Source organism: Novosphingobium sp. (assembly GCF_027486195.1).
GTDB lineage: Bacteria > Pseudomonadota > Alphaproteobacteria > Sphingomonadales > Sphingomonadaceae > Novosphingobium.
The window spans coordinates 18,052-41,826 of the sequence record NZ_JAIXPP010000009.1 but is presented as its reverse complement, the minus strand read 5'-3'; the positions used below and the strand labels follow the sequence as shown (position 1 = coordinate 41,826).

21 protein-coding genes are annotated in these 23,775 nt (G+C 65.9%); 5 read left to right on the top strand and 16 right to left on the bottom strand.

Annotated elements, in window-relative coordinates; genetic code table 11:
• Positions 1-62 precede the first annotated feature (62 nt).
• From Q0071_RS01245 to Q0071_RS01225, 5 genes are all read right to left on the bottom strand, one after another.
• Entirely contained in the window at positions 63-761 is a 699-nt protein-coding gene (locus Q0071_RS01245) for a TorF family putative porin (protein WP_298164391.1), read from the bottom strand.
• 49 nt (positions 762-810) lie between these two features.
• Positions 811-1,236 carry a hypothetical protein gene (locus tag Q0071_RS01240; protein WP_298164389.1) on the bottom strand — a complete coding sequence of 142 codons (426 nt, stop codon included), beginning with the start codon at positions 1,234-1,236 and terminating at the stop codon, positions 811-813.
• Between the two features lie 109 nt (positions 1,237-1,345).
• Positions 1,346-2,224: an alpha/beta fold hydrolase gene (locus Q0071_RS01235; protein WP_298164387.1), complete on the bottom strand. Its 879-nt coding sequence runs from the start codon at positions 2,222-2,224 to the stop codon at positions 1,346-1,348.
• 22 nt (positions 2,225-2,246) lie between these two features.
• Positions 2,247-2,861 carry a GTP cyclohydrolase I FolE gene (folE, locus tag Q0071_RS01230; protein WP_298164385.1) on the bottom strand — a complete coding sequence of 205 codons (615 nt, stop codon included), beginning with the start codon at positions 2,859-2,861 and terminating at the stop codon, positions 2,247-2,249.
• Between the two features lie 46 nt (positions 2,862-2,907).
• A complete protein-coding gene (locus Q0071_RS01225; protein WP_298164382.1) occupies positions 2,908-3,219 on the bottom strand; it encodes a septum formation initiator family protein in 312 nt (103 codons plus the stop codon).
• Between the two features lie 205 nt (positions 3,220-3,424).
• Here Q0071_RS01225 and Q0071_RS01220 point away from each other — a divergent pair, with 205 nt between their 5' ends.
• A complete protein-coding gene (locus Q0071_RS01220) occupies positions 3,425-3,877 on the top strand; it encodes a PaaI family thioesterase (RefSeq protein WP_298164379.1) in 453 nt (150 codons plus the stop codon).
• Positions 3,878-3,916: 39 nt separating this feature from the next.
• On the opposite strand, the gene Q0071_RS01215 is transcribed toward Q0071_RS01220, so the two are convergent.
• Complete coding sequence (locus Q0071_RS01215; protein WP_298164377.1) at positions 3,917-4,216, bottom strand: hypothetical protein; 300 nt, start codon at positions 4,214-4,216, stop codon at positions 3,917-3,919.
• 143 nt (positions 4,217-4,359) lie between these two features.
• On the opposite strand from Q0071_RS01215, the gene Q0071_RS01210 reads away from it, so the two are divergent.
• Together Q0071_RS01210 and Q0071_RS01205 are read left to right on the top strand one after the other, a co-directional pair.
• Positions 4,360-6,105, top strand: coding sequence for a cation:proton antiporter (locus Q0071_RS01210; protein WP_298164505.1), 1,746 nt, complete (start codon positions 4,360-4,362; stop codon positions 6,103-6,105).
• Positions 6,106-6,222: 117 nt separating this feature from the next.
• On the top strand, positions 6,223-6,657 hold the full coding sequence (locus Q0071_RS01205) for a MarR family winged helix-turn-helix transcriptional regulator (protein WP_298164375.1): 435 nt from the start codon (positions 6,223-6,225) through the stop codon (positions 6,655-6,657).
• Here Q0071_RS01205 and Q0071_RS01200 read toward each other — a convergent pair.
• Genes Q0071_RS01200 through Q0071_RS01175 form a run of 6 tightly spaced genes read right to left on the bottom strand, consistent with a single transcriptional unit; the run spans position 6,647 to position 14,044 of the window.
• Positions 6,647-7,288, bottom strand: coding sequence for an N-carbamoylsarcosine amidohydrolase (locus Q0071_RS01200; protein ID WP_298164374.1), 642 nt, complete (start codon positions 7,286-7,288; stop codon positions 6,647-6,649). The two genes, Q0071_RS01205 and Q0071_RS01200, sit on opposite strands and share 11 nt — an antisense overlap.
• Positions 7,288-8,496: a CoA transferase gene (locus tag Q0071_RS01195; RefSeq protein WP_298164373.1), complete on the bottom strand. Its 1,209-nt coding sequence runs from the start codon at positions 8,494-8,496 to the stop codon at positions 7,288-7,290. The genes Q0071_RS01200 and Q0071_RS01195 overlap by 1 nt, the downstream gene beginning before the upstream one ends.
• The gene (locus Q0071_RS01190) at positions 8,497-10,383 is read right to left on the bottom strand and encodes a hydantoinase B/oxoprolinase family protein (RefSeq protein ID WP_298164372.1); all 1,887 of its coding nucleotides are present in this window, start codon (positions 10,381-10,383) and stop codon (positions 8,497-8,499) included. It lies immediately after the preceding gene.
• Positions 10,384-10,396: 13 nt separating this feature from the next.
• Positions 10,397-12,445 (bottom strand): hydantoinase/oxoprolinase family protein, encoded by a 2,049-nt coding sequence (locus Q0071_RS01185; RefSeq protein WP_298164370.1) that lies wholly within the window; start codon positions 12,443-12,445, stop codon positions 10,397-10,399.
• Between the two features lie 3 nt (positions 12,446-12,448).
• Positions 12,449-13,366 (bottom strand): hydroxymethylglutaryl-CoA lyase, encoded by a 918-nt coding sequence (locus tag Q0071_RS01180; RefSeq protein ID WP_298164369.1) that lies wholly within the window; start codon positions 13,364-13,366, stop codon positions 12,449-12,451.
• Positions 13,367-14,044, bottom strand: coding sequence for a GntR family transcriptional regulator (locus Q0071_RS01175; RefSeq protein ID WP_298164367.1), 678 nt, complete (start codon positions 14,042-14,044; stop codon positions 13,367-13,369). It lies immediately after the preceding gene.
• A 151-nt stretch (positions 14,045-14,195) separates the two neighbouring features.
• Between Q0071_RS01175 and Q0071_RS01170 the strand changes: the two genes are divergently transcribed.
• Positions 14,196-16,739 (top strand): TonB-dependent receptor, encoded by a 2,544-nt coding sequence (locus Q0071_RS01170; RefSeq protein ID WP_298164365.1) that lies wholly within the window; start codon positions 14,196-14,198, stop codon positions 16,737-16,739.
• A gap of 66 nt (positions 16,740-16,805) precedes the next feature.
• On the opposite strand, the gene Q0071_RS01165 is transcribed toward Q0071_RS01170, so the two are convergent.
• The 3 genes from Q0071_RS01165 to Q0071_RS01155 all read right to left on the bottom strand — a co-directional run bounded on the left by Q0071_RS01165 (position 16,806) and on the right by Q0071_RS01155 (position 19,499).
• Entirely contained in the window at positions 16,806-17,411 is a 606-nt protein-coding gene (locus Q0071_RS01165; RefSeq protein WP_298164363.1) for a GNAT family N-acetyltransferase, read from the bottom strand.
• A 76-nt stretch (positions 17,412-17,487) separates the two neighbouring features.
• Entirely contained in the window at positions 17,488-18,594 is a 1,107-nt protein-coding gene (locus tag Q0071_RS01160; protein ID WP_298164360.1) for a pyridoxal-dependent decarboxylase, read from the bottom strand.
• 137 nt (positions 18,595-18,731) lie between these two features.
• Positions 18,732-19,499: a thioredoxin family protein gene (locus Q0071_RS01155; RefSeq protein ID WP_298164358.1), complete on the bottom strand. Its 768-nt coding sequence runs from the start codon at positions 19,497-19,499 to the stop codon at positions 18,732-18,734.
• 151 nt (positions 19,500-19,650) lie between these two features.
• On the opposite strand from Q0071_RS01155, the gene Q0071_RS01150 reads away from it, so the two are divergent.
• Positions 19,651-21,657: a TonB-dependent receptor gene (locus tag Q0071_RS01150; RefSeq protein WP_298164356.1), complete on the top strand. Its 2,007-nt coding sequence runs from the start codon at positions 19,651-19,653 to the stop codon at positions 21,655-21,657.
• Here the strand turns inward: Q0071_RS01150 and Q0071_RS01145 are convergent.
• Positions 21,654-23,714: a tetratricopeptide repeat-containing sulfotransferase family protein gene (locus Q0071_RS01145; protein ID WP_298164354.1), complete on the bottom strand. Its 2,061-nt coding sequence runs from the start codon at positions 23,712-23,714 to the stop codon at positions 21,654-21,656. The two genes, Q0071_RS01150 and Q0071_RS01145, sit on opposite strands and share 4 nt — an antisense overlap.
• Between the last annotated feature and the right edge of the window lie 61 nt (positions 23,715-23,775).

The window sequence follows — 23,775 nt, the reverse complement described above, 5'->3', positions numbered from 1 at the left end:
TAATCGGGTTTTGCTATCAAAACTCGCACAATGATCGATGCAATTTCAGAGTAACCGGCCCCTCAGAACGACAGGCGCACCCGCGCGACAACCCGGTCACCTGCGCCAGATGGATCGGCAAACGGACCAGCGGCAGCCCCGCCCGCCGCAATCGTCGTCCCGACATACTCGAGCCCAAGGCTCAGCGGGTAGCGCGCATACTCTGCGCCAAGCTTCCAGTCGGTGTAGTCACCCGCGGGACGGAGCCGCGCAGCACGGGGACCATGCCCGCCCCCCGCCGTATGGCCGATGCTCGCCAACAGAGTTATGGGCATGCCGGGAAGGCCCGCATCCGCACCGGCACGCAGATGCAGGTTGTCGCCGCCGATCGTGCTCTGATGCGGCGCATACCACGCAGTCGCGGCAAGGCGCAGCGGACCAAGCCCGTACCGGACGCCCAGGACCAGTTCGCCGAAGTCCATGCTCTGGGATGCGCCGGCAAAGACATGGCCCACCGCCTCGGTGCGGAGAATGACCGGACCGAGCGTCCAGTCGCGGCCGATGGCCACATCTGCCACGAGATCCGCGCCCGCATGACGCGGCGCGCGTCGCAACGTGGCCAGCCGCAGCGATGTATCCATGGCGCCAAGATCAAGCCGCGCATCGGCAGAGGCCGAGGCCCGGCCGCCGCTCCAGCTGATGCCGGCGCGCACATCATCGCTGGCCGCTTCCGCTCCGGCCTCAAGCGGTTGCGCCCATGCCGCACCGGCTGGCAGAAGCATGATAGCTCCGGCCAGCCTCAGCATTATCCGGACTGTCACGGCCCCGGCTCTAGCCCTCGCGCGGCGTCCCCCGCATCCTGTCTGCCTCGGCCAGCGCCATCAGCGCGGCGTGAAGGTCGTCGCGGTGCTTCGCCGCGAAGCGCTCTGCCGCATGATCGCGCTGCGGGCACCAGCCTGGCACGGACCCCTTCACCACATCGGATTGCGCCAGCGTTCGCCGCGCCTCCTGCCCGGAACCGAGCCGTGCCTGCCGCTTCACCACCAGCGAGACCGTCCAGCGGCAGCGCAGTGTCTCCGGTCGTCCGCCGACACTCACGCTGCCGACCTGCTGCAGCGAAACCCGGCTCGTGCCCGAATAGTCCGCCGCGATCGTGCCCACGGGATGATCGATGATGGTCTTGTGTTCCATGGCCAGCGCCGGAGCACCCGGCGCCAGAGTTGCCGCCGCTGCGGCGGCAAGCGTGCATCGTCTCATTGTCCTGTCTCCTGCCTTGGCCCGGTTATGGCCGGGTCCAAACGAAAGATGGGCATGGTCCGATGTGCAGAAAGCGACTGCTTGGTAATATTTGATTGCTGTGCGCCAGTCAGGCCGGCGCGAGCAGCGGCTCCAGGAAGCCGATCACGCGCGCCTCAAGATCGATGCGGTGGTCGGACCAGCCGTGATCGGTGGCGACATGGGCGGCCTGGACCCTGGTGCCACCCGCCTTGCGCACGGCGGCAACGAGCGCATCGCCGTCCGGAGCAAGACCATCGTCCGACGTGAGCACCAGCAGCGGCATGGCCTTCAGTGCCTCGGCACGGTTCACGTAATCCCACTCTCTGGCATGCGCCGCGAGTTCGGCCGAGAGCGCCTGCACCGAATTGTTGAGCGTTTCGCTGTTGTCAGCAACCAGCTTGGTCCGCTCCGAGTCCGGCATCTGGCCGACATACCCGAAATCGGCGGCAGAAATCAGCACTAGGCCGCGCAGATCCGGTTCCTGCGAACCGGCCATGGCCGTAACCCACCCGCCCATCGAGTGACCGACCATCGCCATCCGCGCGGTGTCGATGCCAAAGCGCGCGGCGTTCGCGGGCACCCGCAGGAAAGCCAGCACAGCGCGGGCGTCCTCCGGATTCTGGAAGAAACGGAAATTGCCCGGGCTTCCCCAGGAACCACGATAGTTGAACGTGATCGCATTCCAGCCCTGCCGCCGCAGCGCCTGGGCCAGATCGAGGTTCTTCTCGTTGCCCGGAAGGCCGTGGCAGATCACCACCGTCGGATGCGGTCCGGCCCCGGCGGCCAGATAAGCCACGCCGTTGATCTCCACCCCGCCGATCGGGATATGGAGCACTTCCATCCGCGCCGGATGCGCCGGATCGGCGGGGGGATCGGTGTAGATCGCTGGCGGGATGGCCGGTGCCGCCCACGCGGCGGGTGCGGCAAGCGCAAGTGATACGGCGGCCAGTCTAACAAATCCCCGCATATGTCCGCCGATCCCTTGCATGTCAGTAGCCCATCAGACTGAGCACTTCCTTGCGGCTGCGATTGTCTTCAAGGAACGTGCCCATCATGCGGCTCGTCACCATGCCCACACCCGGCGTGCGCACGCCGCGCCCGGTCATGCAGCCGTGCTGCGCTTCGATCACCACGGCCACACCGTGGGGCTTGAGATTGTCCCAGATGCAGGTGGCCACTTCGGCGGTCAACCGTTCCTGGATCTGCAGCCGCCGCGCATAGGCGTTGAGCACGCGGGCCAGCTTGGAAATTCCCACCACCTTGTCGCGCGGCAGATAGGCAATCGCCGCCTTGCCGATGATCGGCGCCATATGGTGCTCGCAGTGTGACTGGAAGGGAATGTCCTTCAGCAGCACCAGCTCGTTGTAGCCGCCCACTTCCTCGAACTGGCGTGCGAGGTGCGACGCCGGATCCTCGGCATAGCCCTGGCAGTATTCCTTCCAGGCGCGGGCCACGCGGCGCGGCGTATCGAGCAGGCCTTCGCGCTCCGGATCGTCGCCCGACCAGCGGATCAGCGTGCGGATCGCATCTTGCACATGCGCGGGAACCGGGATCTTTCCGTCCTCAACCGGATCGTCATCATCGTGTCCGTGGTGGGCGGTCATGGTCAGTGGTGCTCCGAGAGAATCGCGCTGGGGATGCCCTATGGCATTACTTGCGCTGGATGACGATCTCGTCCGGATGCGCCACGTTGAGATCCGACCGCAGCAATTCGCCGACCAGATCGGGATCGGCATGGCGCGGATCGAGGAGATTGACCCGGTTGCGGAGCCGGTCACGCTCGGCCTGGAGTTGCTTCACCTCGGCCTGCCGCTGTTCGAGCAGGCGGGCGTTCTCTGTCCACGCCAGCACGCCGCTCGGCCCTGCCAGCGCCACCGCGCCCAGCAGCAGCAACGCGACGAGCGCAAAGCTCTGCGTCATGCTTTCGCGCGGTAACTTGAGGGAAGTGCTGCGGCGTTTCATCAATTTGACAGAATCACACTTATCCCGCCGATTCAACCGGAAAAGCACAAATCCGGCACAGGACGTTTACGCAGTGGGCTATCAGGAAAGGCAGGAGCGCTTTGCTGTCACGCGCAAAACCCATCCAGTCCCGGCGGCTCATGCTGGCCGAAATCCAATTCTTTCCCTAGGGCAGGCACGCCATCATTACGGATAGACCGACCCCATGACGACCGAAACGCCGCCATTTGCAGGAAAGCTGGAACCCGCGACCGATCCGGATTGGGCCGGATGGTATCACTGGGCGGGCAACGATCCGTTCGAGGATGACGTCGGCCCGTTCTATGTCCGCCGCGACGAGCAAGGGGTGGTGACCGGCTTCAGGCCGCGCGCGAAGAACTGCAACGCACATGGCAGCATCCACGGCGGCTGCATGATGACGTTCGGCGATTTCTCGCTGTTCATGATCGCCAGCGCGACGGGCGAGGAGATGAGCGGCGTCACCGTCACCTTCAATGCCGAATTCGTGGGTCCTGCGCGCGCGGGCCAGATGCTGGAAGCCCGCGGCGAAGTGATCCGCGCTGGCCGCAGCCTGGTCTTCGCGCGCGGCCTGATTACTGCGGACGGCGAGCCGGCGCTGGCGTTCTCCGGCACGTTCAAGCGGATTCACGCGCGCTAGGCGAAAGCGGGGGAGGACAGCGCCCTCCCCCGGACATTCTCAGTCGATGCGCTTGCCGGTCATCGGGAAGCTGCCGAACATGCCTGCGGTCACAGTACCGGTCAGGGCATCGCCGTCGATCGTCGCGGTACAATCGAGCTGCATCGGCATCGGCACGGTGATGTTGCTCGACCAGCTGATGGTGTTGCCATCAACCGTGCCACCGGTGATTTCCATATTGCCCATCGGCCCGGAATTGCTGCCGCTGAAGCTGCTTCCGTCGACATCGACGGTGAGGATCGAGGTTTGATCGCCCATCGGCGAACGGGTCACGCATTCATACTTCCCGGCAACAGACATGGATATCTCCCTTGTAGTCCTGGACGGCAAGGAACCACGCTGTCTACATCAATGTCAATAGACTAGGTCCGGCAAGGACTGTTGACCTTGAGAGCGCGAAGCCTGACAACCGGCGGGTGACCTCTCCCCACCCCGCCTCGATCATGCACGACGGTTTCCTGCTGCTCGGCTTCGCGCTGGCCTTCGTGCTGCTGTTCCGCCGCCTCGGCCTCGGTGCGACCTTGGGCTATCTGGTCGCAGGCGCGATGCTGGGGCCATTCGTGCTCAATATGGTCGGCGATGCAGAGCAGAAGCTGGGCTTTGCCGAGCTTGGCATCACGCTGCTGCTGTTCCTCGTCGGGCTGGAACTCGATCCCTCCAAACTCTGGAAGATGAAGCGCGATATCCTTGGGTTCGGCCTGCTGCAGGTTTCGATCTGCGGGCTGGCTCTTGCCGGGGCGATCATGCTGACGACCAGCTTCTCTTCCGCTGCCGCGCTCGCGCTGGGCCTGCCGCTGGCGCTGTCGTCCACGGCGCAGGTCCTGCCGATGCTGCAATCGTCCGGGCGCCTCAAAACCCGCTTTGGCGAGCGCGCCTTTTCGATCCTGCTGTTCCAGGATCTCTCGATCATCCCGCTGATCACGATCATCACCGCGCTGAGCCGCAATCCGGCCGATCTCGGCGGCCCGCCGGGCTGGCTGCTCGCGCTCGAAACGGTGGCGGCCATCGCGGGCCTCGTGGCGGCGGGGCGCTTCCTTATCCGCCCGCTGTTCCGCCTGATCGGCAATCTGGGTGAGCGCGAGATGTTCATCGTCGCCGCATTGTTCACTGTGATGGCAGCTGGCGCGGTGATGGAACTGCTTGGCCTCTCGACTGCGCTCGGCGCCTTCATCGCCGGGGTCATGCTGGCCGACAGCCCCTACCGCCATGAACTCGAAGCCGATGTCGAGCCGTTCCGCTCGATCCTGCTCGGCCTGTTCTTCCTCGCGGTTGGCATGATGCTCGATCTCGGCGCCATCGCGCGCGATCCGCTGTTCGTCATTTCGATGGCGCTGATGCTGATCACGGTGAAGGCCGCGGTCATGTTCGGCCTTGCGCGGCTGTTCGGCGTACCGTGGCGCGGCGCGCTCGCGCTCGGCCTGCTGCTCAGTCAGGGCGGCGAATTCGGCTTTGTGCTGTTCACACAGGCGAGCCATGCCCTGTTGATCGCCCCGGAAGCGGCCAGCCTGTTCGGCGCGGTCGTCACGCTCTCGATGGCGACCACACCGTTCCTGATGATGGCCACCCGCCGCTTCCGCGCCGAGCCGACGGCCAAGACCGCCACCCGCGAAGGCCCCAGCAACGACGGCGCGAATGCGCTGATCGTCGGCTACGGCCGCTTCGGGCAGGCCGTGGGTCAGGTGCTGCAGGCGGGCGGCATCACCGTCACGCTGATCGATACCGATGTCGAGATGATCGACGTTGCCGGCACCTTCGGTGCCAAGGTCTATTTCGGCGACGGCACGCGGATCGACATGCTCCGGCAGGCGGGCGCTGCCGAAGCCGAAATGATCCTTTTCTGCATCGACGGGGACCAGCTCGATGCGGCAATGCTTGCCGCTGTCCACGAAGCCTTCCCGCGCGCCGCCGTCTTCGTCCGCGCCTTCGATCGCCGCGCAGTGATCAAGCTGCGCGATGCCCCCGTCACGCTGATCATGCGCGAAACTTTCGAATCCGCCATCGCCATGGCCCGCGCCGCGCTCGACAATGCCGGCCTCAGCAACGAGGCGATCACGCGGGCCGAAACGCTGTTCCGGGCGCGCGACAGCGAACGCCTCGCCCTGCAGGTCGAAGCCGGCGATCCCCGCGTCGCCCGCGACCGTATTCTCACCGCCCCCGAACCGCAGGAACTGGAAGGCGAGCCCGGCTAGAGACCACGCTAAGTAGTTGCACTTGCATGGACATTCCCATGCAGTCGCATCATTTTCTCGATGCATCGGCATGGAATTTCCCATGCACCCGCATCGAAAGGCTTGCCCGCCATGGCCATGCCGGCCGCTACCACCTTGCTTGCGTGGACCCGCCTGCTCCGCGCAGCCGATCTCGCCAGCCAGCACTGCGCCGCGACCTTGCGCGCACTCGGCCTGCCGCCGCCCGAATGGTACGATGTGCTGCTGGCCATAGAGCGCCGCGGTGCACAGCGCCCGCGCGATTTGCAGGCCATGCTGGGGACCGAGCAATATGCCTTGTCCCGCCTCGTCGATCGCATGGTCAAGGCGCGCCTCTTGACCCGCGTGCCTTGCACCGAAGATGCACGCGGCTATCTGCTGTACCTCACCATCGAAGGCCGCGCGATGCGGGCCGCGATGTGGCCGATCTATGCCGAGGCCATCGAGACCGTACTCGGCGCGCGGATGGAAGACGAAGACTGCGCAGCCTTGGCCCAGTTGCTCGCCCCGCTGGCAGAGCCGGTCAGCGCGTGACAGTTGCCGCCATGAGTTCGAGCGCGCGCGCTTCGCTGACGACTTCGGCATATTTGGCCTGAAGGTCGAACAGGTTTGCCTCATGCGGCGCGGTATGCCGGTCCCCGCAGGCATCGCGCACCACGAACGGCAGGAAACCGTTCTGGCACGCATCGAGCGCGGTGGCGCGCACGCAGCCCGAGGTCGAGACTCCGGCGATCACCAGCGTATCGACGCCGAGCGAAGTCAGGGTCGCTGCCAGATGCGTTGCGAAGAACGCCGAGGCATAGCGCTTGGTAATTACGAAATCGCCGTCCACAGGGCTCAACTGCGCCGGGAAGGCACCAAGCGGCGAACCCTTCTCGAACACCTTGAGCGCGGGCACCTTGCGGAAGAACACCCCGCCATCCGCGCCGCCGGGCTGGTATTCCACATTGGTGAAAATCACCGGCGCGCCGCATTCCCTCGCTGCCGCAACAAGCCGCACCGCGCTAGCCACGGCATCCTCGACCCCGGCATAAAGCGGCGAGCCTTGCTGCAGATAGGCTTCGACCATGTCGATCACGATCACTGCGGGGCGCGCGCCGAACGGCAGCGAGCCGTCAAAGGCCCCGGCGTAGTTGCCGGAAAGATCGGGCTCGCCCCGCGCCATCAGATCACGCCGCCTGCGGCAAGCGCGGCCAGTTCCGCCTCGCTCATCCCCAGCAGCCCGCCATAGATCTCGGCATTGTGCTGGCCGACCGTCGCCGGGGCCGGACGGCGCACGCCGCTTGGCGTGCCCGAAAGCTTGGGAAACGCGCCCTGCATCTTGAGTGCGCCAAACCGCTCGGTCTCCACCTCGATGATCGCGCCGCGCGCCTCGAAGTGCGGATCGGCGAGCATATCAGGCGCACGGTAGACGCGGCCCGCCGGGATCGAAGCCTCGATCATCAGCGCATCGACTTCATCGACCGTCTTGGTCAGGGTCCAGTCGTTGATCAGATTGTCGATCTCGGTCTGGTTTGCGCCGCGCGCCAGATGCGTCGCAAAGCGCGGATCATCGCCGAGTTCTGGCTGCCCCATAACTGTGGCAAGCCGCTTCCACAGCGAATCCTTGTTCGCCCCGATCATGAACTCGCCGTCCTTGCACGAATAGACGTTGGACGGCGCAATGCCCTTGAGGATCGAACCCGAACGCTCGCGGATCAGGCCCATGCGGTCGTATTCCGGCACGAGGCCTTCCATGACCTGCAGCACGCTTTCGTAAAGCGCCGCATCGATCACCTGCCCCTTGCCGGTCTTTTCGCGCACGTGGAGCGCAGCCAGCACGCCCATGCACCCGTAAGTCGCTGTCAGCGTGTCACCGATGGAGACGCCCATCCGGCTGGGCGGCCGATCCGGCTCACCCACGATATAGCGCCAGCCACCCATCGCCTCACCGATGCCGCCAAAGCCGGCACGGTCCGAATAGGGCCCGTCCTGCCCATAGCCAGACATGCGCGCGATGATGAGGCCCGGCTGCTCGGCCAGCAGCACATCGGGGCCAAGGCCCCACTTCTCAAGTGTGCCCGGCTTGAAGTTCTCGATCAGCACGTCGGCCTCGCGGATCAGCCGCCGCACCAGCGCCTGACCTTCCGGAATGCGCAAGTTGGCCGAAACCGAGCGCTTGTTGCGCGCGATCACTTCCCACTGCACTTTCTCCGCGCCTTGGCCCCAATCGCGCATCGGGTCGCCGCCGCCTTTTCCGTTCACGTGCGGCGGTTCGACCTTGATCACGTCGGCGCCCATGTCGCCCAAGAGCTGGCCGCAGAACGGACCCGCCAGCAATTGGCCCAGCTCGACGACGCGAACGTCGTTCAATGCACCTGCACTCATCGACATTTACTCCGCCGCTTCGAGATGCGGCCATACGGGCTGGATCGGCGCGGCAAGGCCCGTTTCGCTTTCGCAGGCGCTGCGCAGCGCCTCGATACCCGGGCCATAGTTGAACAACGGCAGCTCGCCCCGGCCTGCGCGCAGCTCGGCCCGCAGCGCTTCAGTTGCAGCCGCATCGACAACGCCCGCAGCGCTCGCGACCACGCCATAGTCCCGCGCGCCTTCAGCGGTCACGAGGCCCTGCGTGATCTCAAGCCCCACCAGCGCCGGATCGCGCGCCAGCGGGTCACCCCAACCGCCGCCGCCCCAGGTGATGAAGTGGAGCTGATCGCCCGCCTCAACCTCGACGTCCTCGACTTTGTTGCCCACGATAACGCTCGTGCCATCGGCGCGCTCGAGCACCTTGCGCGCGCGTTGGCCCGGTTCGCCGCCGTTCACGCCCCAAGGCGGCACGAACCAGCGGTCGTCATGGATAGAGATCGTGCCGGCGCTGAGGAAGCGGTAGGTCATATGGATGCCGTTGCCGCCGCGGTGGAGCCCCGCCCCGCCGCTGTCCGCTGCGCATTCATAGCGCTCGATCCGCATCGGGAAGTAGCGTTCAAGGAACTCGTTGGGCACGTTGGTGAAGCCCGGCCACAGCGAGTGGCCGTCCGGCCCATCGCCCATCGGACGGCCCGGAATGCCGCCAAAGCCGATCTGGAACAGCTGGAACCACTCACCCTTCTTGCCCGGACGCGCGTCGTTGCCCGAATAGAACAGGTGCGGAGAAGACGAGAACCCGGCTGCATTGAGAAACTCGGGAGTCTTCTGGCCCAGCAAACCGCCCAGAATGTCGAAGATCCGCCCCAGCGCATGGGTGCGACCCGAAAGGGCTGCGGGGAACTTCGGCTTGAGCAAGCTGCCTTCGGGAATGCGCACATCGATCAGATCGTAGAACCCGTCGTTGAACAGGATCTGCGGATCGAAGACCATGATCATGTAGATGCCGAAGAACATCTTGAACATGTTTTCATTGAGGAAAAAGTTGATCGAGGCCTGGCTCTGCGGATCGGTGCCCGCAAAATCGAGCACGACCTTTCCATCTTCGCGCCACATCGTGCATTTGATCTTGTAGGGGCCGTAGCCCATGCCATCGTCGCAGATGTAGTCCTCGAAGCTCACCGGCTCCTCGGCAATCGCCATGCCGATCAGCGCCTGCATCGCGCGGTGGTTGCGGGCCAGCAGGTCCTGCGTGGCCGAGACATAGACGTCATCGCCAAAACGCTCGGCCATCTCGATCACGCGGCGCGAGGCGACGCGGCAGGCGGCGATCAGCGCGTTGAGGTCTGCCTGGCACCAATCCGGCTTGCGCGTCTGGTGCATGACGAGCTTCATCAGGTCGTCATTGTATTCGCCCTTCTTCCAGATCTTCACCGGCGGGATGCGCACGCCTTCCTCGAAGATCGAACGCGCGTTGATTGGCATCGAGCCGACGACTTTGCCGCCGATGTCGCTCTGGTGGCCGAACATCGAAGTATAGGCGATCAGCCGCCCCTCCTTGAACACCGGCAGCAGCACGAGCCAGTCGTTCGAGTGGCTGATCGCGCCGTCGACAGAATAGGGGTCGGACAGGAAGATCATGTCGCCGTCTTCCAGCGTGCCGTCGAAGTTGTCGAGGAAGCCGCCGATGAAGCTGCCAAACTGGCCGACGATCATCTTGCCGGTGTGATCGGCGATCAGCGGGAACGCGTCCCCCTGCTCGCGGATGCCGGGCGACATCGCAGTGCGTACGAGCGTTGCGTCCATCTCGATGCGCGCGTTGCGCAGCGCGTTCTCGATGATGTCGAGCGTCACCGGATCAATGGGAACGCGGTTGAAGGGGACGGGGTTCGTCTGGACGATGGTTGCGGGCATGGTTTTTGCTCCCTCAGGCCAGATTGATCAGGATGTTGCCGACAGCATCGACCGTGCCGACGCAGCCGCTTTCGATAAGCGTCGTGGAGTCCATCTCGCAGACGATGGCCGGACCCGGGATCACATCCCCGGCGCGCAGCAGGGCGCGGTCATAGATCACCGCCGCCTGTTCGCGCCCGTCCATCCACAAGGTATGGTCACGCATCTTGGCTGCCGCCGGGTTGCCATCGCCCTTGGGGAGTTCGGCAGCCGGCAGATCGAGCGCGCGGCCCAGCGCCACAGCGCGCAGGTTCACGATCTCGTGCGGGGTATCCATGTTGAACGTAAAGAGGCGCTTATGCTCGGCATCGAAGCGCGCGAGAATGCCGGCAATGCCGTCCGCCTCCAGCACGTCTGCCGAAATCGTCAGCGGCACTTCGAAGGCCTGCCCTGCATAGCGGACGTCGACTTCGAACTCCGTGGTGATCTCGTCCTCGGGCACGCCGTCAGAGAGCAACTCGCCGCGCGTCTGAGCTGCCATCTCGGCAAGGATCGCGATCAGTTCGCTCGCCTCGGTCTGCGTGGCAAGCCGCGAGAAGCTGCGCGCGGTTTCGGTGCGCATCCGCGTTGTCGCATCGCCCAGCGCGCAGAGCACGCCCGGCGAAACGGGCGAGACCGCAGGCCATGCGCCCAGCAGCCGCGCAATTGCGTTCACATGCAGCGGCCCCGCCCCGCCGAAGCCCATCAGCGCGAAGTGGCGCGGATCATAGCCCTGCTGCACCGAGATCATGCGCAGCGCACCGAACATGTTCTCGTTGACGATATCGATGATCCCGCGCGCTGCCGCCATCAGGTCGATACCCAGTGCATCGGCAATGGTCTGCACGGCCTTGGTCGAAGCTTCGCGGTCAAGCCGGAAGGTCCCGCCGAGCAAGTTTTCGGGAAGATAGCCGAGCACGACATTGGCGTCGGTCACGGTCGGCAACTCACCGCCCTTGCCATAAGCCGCCGGCCCCGGCACCGCGCCTGCCGATTGCGGGCCTACCCGAAGAGCCTTGGTCAGTTCGGGAACATAGGCAATCGAGCCGCCACCCGCGCCCACCGTCTTCACATCGAGCGCCGAGGCGCGCACCGAAAGGTGGCCCACTTCGGTCGTGCGCTGGCGGCGCGGCTCGAGGTTTTCGATCAGCGCCACGTCGGTCGAGGTGCCACCGACGTCCAGGGTCAGGATATTGCGGATCCCCGCATTGCGGCCGACCCAGATCGCGCCGGTCACGCCGCCCGCAGGGCCGGACATGAGGATGTTGACCGGATGCTCCTCAGCCTTCTGGGCAGACATCAGCCCGCCGTCAGAGCGCAGCAGCGAAAGCTTGCCGGTCATGCCCTCAGCCGCAAGGCGGTCACGCAAGTTGGAAACATAGCGCCCCACCACCGGACGCACCGCCGCATTGGCGACGGTCGTCAGCGTACGCTCGTATTCCTGCATTTCGGGCAGGACCTGATGGCTCAGCGAAACCGGCACGCCGGGGAGGATTTCTGCCGCAAGTTCACCCACCCGCACCTCATGCGCGCCGCTCACATAGGCGTTGATCAGGCTCACCGTCACCGCCTCCACGCCCTGCGCCTTGAGCAGGCCCAGCTGCGTGCGGATATCGGCATCATCGAGCGGGCGCACTTCGTTGCCCTCGGCATCGATGCGGCCCTTGACCGTCACGGTGTCTTCGAGCGCGGCCAGCGGCTGCGGCTTGGGCCAGATGATCCAGCCTGCAAGGCCGCCCGGCACGAAGCTGCGCGCGATCTGGAGGATATGGCGATAGCCCTCGGTCGTCACGAGGCCGACGCGCGAACCCTTGCCTTCGAGCACGGCATTCGTCGCCACGGTAGTCCCGTGGAGGAAGTAATCGATATCCCCGGTCGTGATCCCGGCCTTGGCGCAGATCGCCGTCACGCCATTGAGGATGCCCTCGGAACTGTCATGCGGCGTCGACGGCGTCTTGTGCCGCCAGAATGCGCCGCTCGACGTGTCGAACAGCAGCAGATCGGTAAACGTGCCGCCAACGTCGACACCCAGACGGTAACCCATGCCCTATCCCTCTTGAAGCTGTTTCGGAAATGCTGGCGCCCTTGAGACCATGGCCGGCAGCGTGCGTCCCATCACCTCGGCCAACCAGTGGTTGGCGCTGATGAGCGCGGAAAGATCGAGCCCGGTGCGCACGCCGGCGCGCTCGAGCATATAAACGACGTCTTCGGTCGAAACGTTCCCCGCCGCACCCGGCGCGAAAGGACAGCCGCCCAGCCCGCCGATCGAAGCGTCAATCGTCCGCGCACCGGCTTCTACCGCTACCCAGACATTGGCGAGCCCGGTGCCGCGCGTGTTGTGGAAGTGCACGCGTACCGGGATCGGCGCGACCAGTTCGCGTACCGCCGTCACGAGCCGGGACACATGCGCCGGATTGGCGACCCCGATCGTGTCCGCCAGCGCGATCTCGACCGGCGCGGCGGCAGCGAGCGCTTCGGCCATGGCGAGCACGCGCGCTTCGGACACTTCACCCTCGAACGGGCAGCCGAACGCGGCGGCAATCGTCACCTGCCCGAATTTGCCTGCGTCGCGCGCAGCACTGATGATGCACTTGGCGGCTTCGATCGAACCGTCCGAAGTCTGGCCCTGGTTGGCCATGGCAAAGGTATCCGTCGCCACGGAGACCGCGCCGAGCTGGTCGATGCGCCCCGTCGCCAGCGCGCGATCTGCACCGCGCGCATTCATCACGAGGCCGATGTAGGTCACGTCGCCGCGCACCGGCAGCCCGGCGCAGACCGCTTCGGCATCGGCCATCTGCGGCACGGCCTTGGGGTTCACGAAGCTCGCCACCTCGATCCGCCGCGCGCCGGCCGCAAGCGCCCGGTCGATGAGCGCGAGCTTGTCCGCTGTGCTCACCATGGCCTTCTCGTTCTGCAGCCCGTCGCGGGGGCTGACTTCGACCATTTCGATTGAATTTGTATACATTTACTCGGCCGCTTCCTGTTGCGTTCCGGCATCGAGACGGGCCCGGTGCGCATCGGCGTAGGCATGGTAGGCGCGCAGGATATGGCTGGTCATGATCGCCTCGGCCCAGGCCCCGTCCCGCCGCGCAAAAGCGGCCGTCAGTTCCTCGTGCTCGGCATGCGAGCGGCGCAGCTCCTCACGAGAGTACTGCCGCGCAGTGCGCAGCACGACAGGCTGCTCGATCAGCGTGCCCAAGAGGGCAGCAAGACGCCGCGAACCCGCCACTTCGAGGATGATCGCGTGAAACTCGCGGTTCCCGTCAAGGAACCCGGCAACGTCTGGTGAAGGATGCTGGATCGCTGCCGAAAGGGTCCGATTCGCCGCCCTGATTCGGGCCAGCGCAGGCTCGGTCATCCGCTCTGCCGCGCGCCGTGCCGCGCGGGCTTCCAGCATCGCCCGCAATTCAAAGGCATCGGCCACGTCGTCGATCGACCAATCCGCCACGAACGTGCGCTGCGTATCGGTGCGGCCGACCAGCATATCAGCCTCCAGACGGCGCAGCGCCTCGCGCACCGGGGTGCGGGAAACCCCGCACATTTCCGCGAGCGCTTCCTCGCCCAGCTGCGCGCCGGCGGGGAGCTCTCCAGAAAGAATCATGTTCCGGATCGCGCTGTAGGCACGATCAGAGGCGCGCGACATTTAGGCTCCCGAGATTTCTGCAACCAATCGGCTTGACCGATGGCATTTGTATACAATATCCATGTCGCCTATCAAGCCGTGAATGCCATGGGGGCACGATCAACAACACGGCAGCCGAAAACGGCCATCATACTGACAGGGAGTACCACCGATGCGCATCTCGCAATGGCTGAACACCGCCAGCCTCCTTTCGGCTTCCGTCGCAGGCCTTGCCTTCGCCGCCACTCCGGCCTTCGCGCAGAGCGAGCCGCAGGCGCAGGCTGCCGACACGCCAGCCCCCGCCGAGGAAGGCGCGATCATCGTCACCGCCCGCCGCCAGAACGAGCGGCTGCAGGATGTTCCGGCCTCGGTCTCGGTGCTGACGGCAGCGACGCTGGCCAACACCGGCTCGACCCGCGCAGCGGACTTCACGAACCTCACCCCCGGCGTCACCATCGTGACCGGCACCGCCGAGGCGGGTGACACCCAGATCAACATCCGCGGCATCAACGGCGCACGCGACGCGGAAAGCTCGGTCGCGCTCGTCGTCGACGGCATTCTCAAGACCAACACCGCGCAGCTCAACCAGCGCCAGGGCACGCTTTCGCAGGTCGAACTGCTGAAGGGCCCGCAGGGCGCAATCTACGGCCGCAACGCGGCGGCCGGCGCCATCGTCCTCCAGACGATCAAGCCCACCGACACGCTGACCGGCGCGGTGCGCGCTTCTTATGCCGAGCAGAACACTTTCGACGGCGCCGCACACATCGCCGGCCCGCTGGGCGAGAACGCCGGCTTCGTGCTCGCGGGCACCTACTACAAGACGGACGGTTTCTGGCGCAACGAGCGCGATGGCAGCAAGACCATCGCCGACAAGGAAGACTGGTCGATCGATGGCCGCGTGCTGATCGGCAAGGGCACCGACACCCAGATCGATCTCAAGGCACGCTACGCCCAGTTCCGCGGTGCTTCGCTTCCGTTCAACGCCTCGTTCCACCTGCCCAACTTTGCGGCGGTGAACCCGAAGTTCTACGAGAACGTCAACCAGCACGAGTTCCGCTTCTACCCGAACATTCGCGCCACCAATGATCAGAACAGCTTCGATTTCTCGGCCAAGCTCGACAAGCAGCTTGCCGATGGCCTCAAGCTGGTCGGCTGGGTGCTCTACTCGAACGTCGATCAGGATCTCGTCGCGGATGGCACTTCGGCGGACTTCGCCCGCTATATCAGCGCGGTGAACCCGGCGGCCCAGCCAGCAGTCAATGCGTGCTTCGCCAGCACCGCTGCCAACACCGGCTTCCCGGTCAACCAGCCCGGCTTCATCGGCGCGATCCCGGTGCCCTTCATCTTCGCACCCGCCAATGGCTCGACCTTCGGCCCCTACAGCCCGACGACCTGCGATGGCACGCAGTACCAGGTCCGTACGCAGAAGGACATTTCGACCGAGTGGCGCCTGATCGGCGAGCCCGGCGGTCCGATCACCTGGCAGATCGGTGCCTATTATCTGCACATTGACCGCTCGACCGGCGTCAGCCTGGGCGCCGACACCGGCAAGGGCGTGATCAAGCAGCTCTACAACGCGCCGGACAGCGCCAACCCCACCTCGCTGCTGCTGGCCGACAAGTTCAAGACCAACGTCTACGCCGCATTCGGCAGCGTCGAATACAAGCCTTCGGAGAAGTTCGAGGCGGGCGTCGCCCTGCGCTACGACATCGAGCGTCGCCGGTCCTCGAGCCTCGTGCCGACCGCAACCGATCCCTTCACCGGCGGCCCGATCAACCCCGGCCAGGCCTTCGGTCCGGTGACCGACAAGGCGGCGACCTTCAAGCAGTTCGAACCCAAGGTCACGCTCAGCTACAAGCCGATCCCGGAACTCAACCTCTATGCCAACTGGGGTATCGGCTTCAAATCGGGCGGCTTCAACAATCAGGGCTCGGCTGCGGTCGTCAACGCCAACTTCAAGCAGTTCATCAACGCCAACGTGAACATCAACGACCAGTACGGCAAGGAATGGTCGAGCGCATGGGAAGCGGGCCTCAAGGGCAACCTGCTCGATGGCAAGCTGACGTTTGATCTGGCTGGCTACTACACCCAGGTCCACGGCATGCAGTTCTTCGAGTTCTTCGTCGGCAGCTTCGGCCTGCTGCGCGTCGTCTCGAACATCGACAAGGTCGATCTCAAGGGCGTCGAGCTCAATGTTGCGGTCAAGCCCGTGCGCGGGGTCAAGCTGTTCGGCTCGGTCAATTACACCGACAGCGAGATCAAGAAGAACTCGGCGCGCCCGAACACCATCGGCAACAAGTCGCCCTATACCGCCGACTACACGATCAACCTGGGCGCCGAGATCGAGCAGCCGATCAGCGATGGCGTGCGCTTCATCGCCCGTGCCGATTACCGCGTGACCGGCCCGACCTGGTTCTCGACCGTGCAGAACCAGACCGCGCCGACGCTGTTCTCGGGCCTCCTGCCGATCTCCGCGCTGCAGCTCCCGGCCGTTGTCGGCGATGCGAAGTACGACGTCGCCCGCCGCAACACCTTCGGCGTGCTCAACCTGCGCGCCGCGCTGCAGACCGATCGCTACAGCATCGCGGTCTTCGCCAACAACGCGACCGACAAGAAGTACCTCGCCGAAGTGATCCCCGCGATCGAGTTCGGCGGTTCGTTCATCTCGCCCGGCGCGCGCCGCATGATCGGTGTGGAGCTTGGCGCCAAGTTCTGATCCCGAGCACTCCAACGCTCGAATGGAAGGGGCCCATGCCGCCAGCGCGGCATGGGCCCCTTTCCGTCAGAGGGGTGCAGATACCGGCCAGAGAAAGCGCTGATAAACGCGCCCGTTCATGTCGACATCGTCAGCGTAGCGCACGCCGAACTTGAGCGCGACGGAGCGCGAGGCCACGTTGTCTGCGTAGATCACGGACATGATCGCGGGATGGGCTAGATGCTCCTGCGCATAAGTCCAGACTGCGCGCGCGGCTTCCGAAGCATAGCCCTGCCCCCAGTTCTCGCGGGCGAAAGTATAGCCCAACTCCGGCTGCTTCTCGAACGCGACCCCCTCCGGCACATGTGTGCGGAAGAACCACATCCGGCGCAGGTGCCCCGGCTGCGGGTCCGCTTCGAGCACGCCGTCGCTCAGCCCGGATCGCCCGAGGCGCTTGCCATCGGCCTTGCGCGTTACCAGCAGGGGGCCGAGGCTGGCATGGACATAACCGTGCAGCACATCGGCCAACCACTGCTCGGTCTCGGCGGGTGTGCGCGGGTTACCCGATCCGATATAGCGCGCCACATCGGGATCGGCGTGTATGGCGATGAGGAAGGCGAGATCGTCCTCGGTCATGCGGCGCAGGATCAGCCGCTCCGTTTCGAGAAAGTCGGTTCCGGGCAGCAGTGTCATGGCGACAGGCCTAGCCCTTTTCAGAGCCGAACGTAAGCATCGTCATCGCACCGCACTCGTCAAACTCCAGCCGCGCTCAGCCCAGTGCTGTGCAAATCCGCACCCAGATCGCATCGACATCGGCATGTGGATTGGCCGCGACCTGCCGCACCCACACGGTCTCGCCGATGGTGAAGGCCGAACTCGTGCCATCAAGGGCGGCGATCACGGCGCCGGTATCTCTTTCCACCGGGCGCCAATTGAGCACCCCGCTTTCCGGCCAATGCTTCAGCACCGTGCGCGGATCGGCATCGAGACGCTGCGCAAGCTCCTCGGTGATCGCCATGCAACGCTCGATCCGCTGTGCCAGCCCCTCGCGGCCCCATGCCAGCAAGGTCGCGAGCAGCGGCAGCGCCGCCGCGCTGCGTGTGCCTTCAACCCCGCAGTTGGGCCGCGCGAGGTACGACGAGGTGAGCGTGATCGAGGCCCGCGCCGCCTCCGATCGGAACAGAGCAAGCGCCGCGCCCTTGGGCTGGAAGAACCACTTGTGCGCGGAGATTGCGATGCTGTCCGCCGCTTCGATGCCCGCCAGCCGGTCCCGATAGGACGTGAGTTGCAGCGGCCCGGCCCAGGCCGCGTCGACATGAAGCCACCTTGCGGGAACCGGGGTCAGATCATCGATCACCCCGCGCCCGGTTGTCCCGGCCGTCAACACCAGCGCCGCATCGGCAAGATCGGGCAGGGCCGCGCGGATCAGGCGGCCATCATCGCCAACCGGCACGGGGTGATAGTCCATACCAAGGATCCGCGCCGCCTTGGGCACCGAAATATGCGCCTCAGCCGATGCAACCACCGTGCGCGCTCCCGCCTCACGTGCAGCCCAGAGCGCGGTCAGGTTGGCCAGTGTCGATCCGCTGCAGAACTGGCCCCAAGCCATGCCGAACGCCGGCGCGATCCACTCCAGCACGCGCGCCTCGACCAGGGTCGCGAAAGGGCTGGTCGCCGGATGCAGCATGTTCTGGTTGGCCTGCGCGACGAAATAGGCCATCCGCGCAGCCACCGGAGCGGAAGGCGGGTCCATATGCGCCAGCGCATCGGGCGCGGCGAGATCGGCGGCCCGCGCCATCGCCGCCGCCCCCAGCAGATCGAGCACAGCCTCCTCGCCAATACCCGTCTCGGGGAACGCCTCGGATAATTCGATCATGCAGGACCTCTTTGCTTTGCGGGCGCTATTTGCCCGCCAGCACCAACCCTGCCCAAGCCGCCCGCCAAGGGGCAGGCACATTTCCTTGGCCCGACGATAGCCGGTCTTCCGTCCGACCTTCCCCCAGCCTGGCAGACCTACCGCGCGTCGCTCCCCGCGCTCAGCACCGCGCCGCCACGGCCATCCTGCAAGAACACCGCGCTGCGCAGCCCGCCGGTCGCGGGTGGATAGGCAAAGCGCACTGCCGCGCCGCTCCACGTGCCAAGCCGGATAAGTTCGCGCACGAGGTTCCTGTGCGGCAGGGAGCGACCGCCATTCTCACCCGCCTTGATCGGCACCTCGATCGTGCGCGGATCATAGCGCACCAGCCAGACATCGGCCGGGCGCGCGGGAGCAGCGCCCTTCGCAATCGTCACGCTGCCAGCGCCAACGCTCGGCACCGGCGCGGTGGTCATGACCGAAGCGATCGCGGCCTCCACCGCGCGCGGGTTGGCACCGCTCACACTCTGCTGGCCGTTGATCCAGAACTGCGGAGTCGCCACCTCGTGACTTGGCGAACGCGCCGCGAAATCGCGCTGGCGCTGGGTATAGGCGGGGCTGGCGAACCTGTCCTTCCAGCCAAGATAGTCCCAGTAGGTCACCTCGAACGCGAGGGGGATCACGTTGGGGCGGCCTGCAAGGCCATTGAGCCAAGCCTCGGCGGGCGGACAGCTGGAGCAGCCCTCGCTCTGGTAGAGCTCGACCAGCACGGGCGCGGCAGGAGCAGCGGCCACGCGGGGAGCCGCAGGGGCGCTCGCCATGGCGGTGCTGATCAAGGCGTGGCCCGCAAGCACTGCCGAACCAACAAGACCCAGCAGCAGCGCAATCGCGGCAAGACGGCGGACAAGGGACGGAGATCGGGACATCGGAAAAACCTTCACAAGGTCTGGGGGGAATGCCTGCAGGTTCGCTGCGTTCCTTTCACCGGTTACAACGTCTGCCTGCCCGCGCACTTGACAGGCGGGCCTGCCAAGGCAACGCCCCCCACACGCCATTCCCATCGAAAGCCACAGCCTCGTGCAACCCTGCCTCCGCCATGCTGCCCTGTTTCCGTTGCTTGCCGGCATCGCCCTGCCGTCGCTCGCCTTGGCTGACGAGGCTGCGCCGGATCAGATCGTCGTGACTGGGCGCGGGCTCGATGCTGCTCCGGCGGCTGTCGCCTACGATGTTCAGGATATCGACCGTGACCGGCTGGCCGTCGCCGCCTCGGGCCGGCTCGAGGATGCGCTCTCCGCCGCTGCCGGTTTCCAGCAGTTCCGCCGTTCGGACAGCCGCGCATCCAATCCTTCCGCACAGGGCATCACACTGCGCGCGCTCGGCGGCAATGCCACGAGCCGCACGCTGCTGCTGCTTGATGGCGTGCCGATGGCTGATCCGTTCTTCGGCTACGTCCCGCTCTCCGCGCTTGCGCCGGAGCGATTGGCAATAGCCCGCGTCACCCGTGGTGGCGGCTCAGGCGCGTTCGGCGCGGGTGCGGTCGCTGGCACCATCGACCTGACCAGCGCAGGCCCGGACCAGCTTGGCCTGTTCGGCGGGCGTGCGCTCGTCGATGATCGCGGCGAGACGGAGGTTTCCGCCACGCTCGCACCCAAGCTTGGCGCGGGGTATCTGGTCGCCTCGGGCCGATGGGACCGTGGCCGCGGCTTCTGGACCACGCCGGTGGACCAGCGTGTCCCCGCCAGCGTGCGTGCCCGCTATGAAAGCTGGTCCACCAGCTTGCGCGCGGTCGCCCCGCTCACCAGCACTGTCGAACTGCAGGCCCGCGTCGCCGCCTTCAACGATGCGCGCATGCTCCGCTTTGCCGGAGCCGACACCGCCGCCAGCGGCCAGGACGCCAGCCTGCGCCTCGTCGGGCGCGGAGCGTGGCAGTTCGATGCCCTCGCCTATGTGCAGAGCCGCGATTTCAACAATGTGGTGATCAGCGCGCGCAACTTCCTCCCCACGCTCAACCAGCGCGCCACGCCCTCGACCGGCATCGGCGGCAAGTTCGAACTGCGCCCACCGGTGGGCAAGGCGCATGTCCTGCGGCTCGGTGCAGACTGGCGCTATGCCGAAGGGAAGACCGAGGAGGACGTCTACACCGCCGGCAGGATCAGCGGCCAGCGCCGCGCGGGCGGCACCAACCGCGATCTCGGCCTGTTCATCGAGGATGACTGGACCCTTGGCCCGGTGATCCTCACCGCTGGCGCGCGCGCGGACCGCTGGTCGGTGCGCAATGGCCTGTTCGAGCAAACGCCGCTCGGTGGAAACACCGTGACCACGCTCTATCCGGACCGCTCCGGCTGGGACGGCAGCTTCCGCGGCGGTGCGGTGGTCAAGCTCGGCGGCGGCCTCGCCCTGCGCGGATCGGCCTATACCGGCCTGCGCCAGCCGACTCTCAACGAGCTTTACCGCACTTTCACCGTGTTCCCCATCGTCACGCGCGCCAACGCCGCACTGCAAAACGAGAAGCTGCGCGGGTTCGAAGGCGGGCTTGACTGGCGCCCCGCACCTGGCCTCTCGTTCTCGGCCACGGCGTTCGACAACAAGGTCCGCCATGCCATCGCCAATGTCACCATCGCGCCCAACGTGCGCGAGCGGCAGAACGTCGATGCCGTCCACGCCAAAGGGATCGAACTGGGCGCGGAAGCAAAGCTCGGCGCGTTCTCGCTGAGCGGCTCCTTCGCCTATACCGACGCCAAGGTCGAAGCCCCCGGCACCGCGCTTGATGGCAAGCGCCCTTCGCAGACACCGCGCTATGCCGCCAGTGCAACCGCCGCCTGGCGTCCCTCGCCGCGCACCACGCTTTCGCTCACCGTGCGGCACACCGGCGCGCAGTTCGAGGACGATCTGGAGACAGACATCCTGCCCGCCGCAACCACGCTCGATGCTTATGCCGAAGCGCCCATCGCTGGGCCGTTCAGCCTAGTGCTGCGCGGCGAGAACCTGTTCGACGAGACCGTGGTGACGCGCAATTCGGGCGGCTCAATCGATCTCGGCACCCCGCGCACGCTCTGGGCCGGGGTGCGGGTGGCGTTCCGCTAGGGCAGCAGCGTCGCCGGCACCTCGGGATAGCAGGTGGCCACGTCGCCCAGCGCGGCTTCAAGCGGACTGAGCCACTCGGCAAACGCCTTCCAGTGCTCCACCGCATCGGTGTAGATCGGCTGGCGCACCTGCTCCGAACTCGCCGTGCGCACCGCACGCGTGTTGCGGTGGAATTCGAGGCAGCTTTCCTCGAACGGCAGCCCCAGATAGCCTAGCAGACGCCGCACTTCGTGCTCGGTCTCCGCCACCATCCGCTCGTAGATCACCCGGTGCACCGCCCCCGGCGCGGCCGCGTCGTAATGCGCCATCAGCTTCACATAGTCGCAGTAGTACCGCCCGATTTCGCCAAGATCGTACGTGAACGTCTGCCCGCGCGCAAAATGCTGCTTCCAGCCCGAAAAACAGCACGACATCGGATGCCGCCGCGCATCGACGATCTTCGCGTTCGGCAGGATCAGCCGGATCAGCCCGACGTGTTGCCAGTTGTTGGGCATCTTGTCGGTAAACCGCGGGCGGTCCGTCTTCCGGTGCACCCGTGTGCGTTCGATGTACTCCTCGCCCAGACGCAAGCGCTCGGCCGGCCCCAGCGAGCGCACCATCGCCGCGAAATCCGCAAACTCGCCTTCATCCACGCGCGATTGCAGCCGCGCTGCAATCACCATCATTTCCGAAAGCTCCATCGTGCCTTCGATCGCGCTGTGGCTGGAAAGGATCTGCTCGACCAGCGTGGAGCCAGAGCGCGGCAGGCCGACGATGAAGATCGGATCCTCCGCCAGGCAGCCGTCCTCCCCCATCCCGGCGATAAAGGCGCTGGTAAAGGTCGATGCAGTTGCATCCGCCTCGGCCGCAAGCAGATCGGGATCATAGCGCACCAGCGAACGGCGCAGGCGGTTGCCCTTGTCGTAGTGCTCGAACGACCGCGCGACTTCGCCCGCATCCTCGTAAGCCTTGCCGAGCGAGAAATGGAGGTGGAACACATCCTCGTCGCGGCCCGCCTCGCCCGTCAGCCCCGCCAGCGCGGCCTCCATGCGTGCGATATCGTCGCCTTCCAGCTTCACAGTCTTGAGGTTGGCAAGGCTCCACCACGCTTCACCCAGGCTAGGCTGCTGCGTAACAGCTGTGCGGTAGGCCTTGATCGCCTCGCCCTGCTCGCCCAGCGTCTTGAGCACGTGGCCCAGGTTCTGCCACAGCAGCGGCTGCTCCGGCTGTGCCTCGAGCATGCGCTCGTAGATCGTGCGCGCGCGGTCCTGATCGCCGAGCCGGACCAGCACCGAGGAGAGAATGAGGTCCGCCGCCGCACCTGCGACCGGACTGCGTGCCAGCATCTCGGCATGGACAAGCGCATCTGGCAGGCGGTTGACCTGCATCAGCAGCCGCACAAGGAAATCGCGCGCCAGATCGAACCCGGGCGCGAGCGTCACCGCCCGTTCCACCAGCCTCAGCGCTTCGGTCATGTCGCCGCGCCGCCACATCAGCTCGCCCTGCATGCGCGTACCGACAGGATCGTCCGGCAGGCGCGAGGCGCGTGCAGCGAGCTTCGCCTCGGCTTCGTCCAGCTTGCCCGCGTTGATATCGGCAGCGGCGGCCAGCAATTCAGGATCGCGCGAAGCGGCGTGCACAGCGGACAAGTCGGCCCGCCAGGCATCTTCCTCGCGCCCCGCCTTGCGCAGTTCGGAGGCGAGCAGGATCCACCCGCTGGCAACACCCGGCTGCGTGCGCGTCAGCGCCTCAAGCGAGGTAATTGCTTCGTCGCTCCGCCCCGCCTCGCTCGCAGCCTGCGCGTGTTCCCACAGCACCATCGCAGGGCGGCGTGGGCCGCCGGGGATCAGCATGAGCCGTGCGCAGGCTTCTGCAGGGCGGCGCAGGCGCCGCAACGCCTGGCCGGCGACGAACAGTGCGGGCGGCAATCCGGGTACTGCACGCAGCGCCTCTTCGGCTGCCGCAAGCGCGAAGTCGGGCCTCGCCTCGACCTGCGTCGCCGCCGCATCGAGCGCCGCCCGCAAAGCTGCCTGCGCCGGGAGCCTCTGTCCCGATCTGGCAGGGTTTCCTATATCCATCGTTAGTTCCCGCCCTCGCACATGCTGCATCATGTGCAGGTTTTGACACAGGTGCAACGCC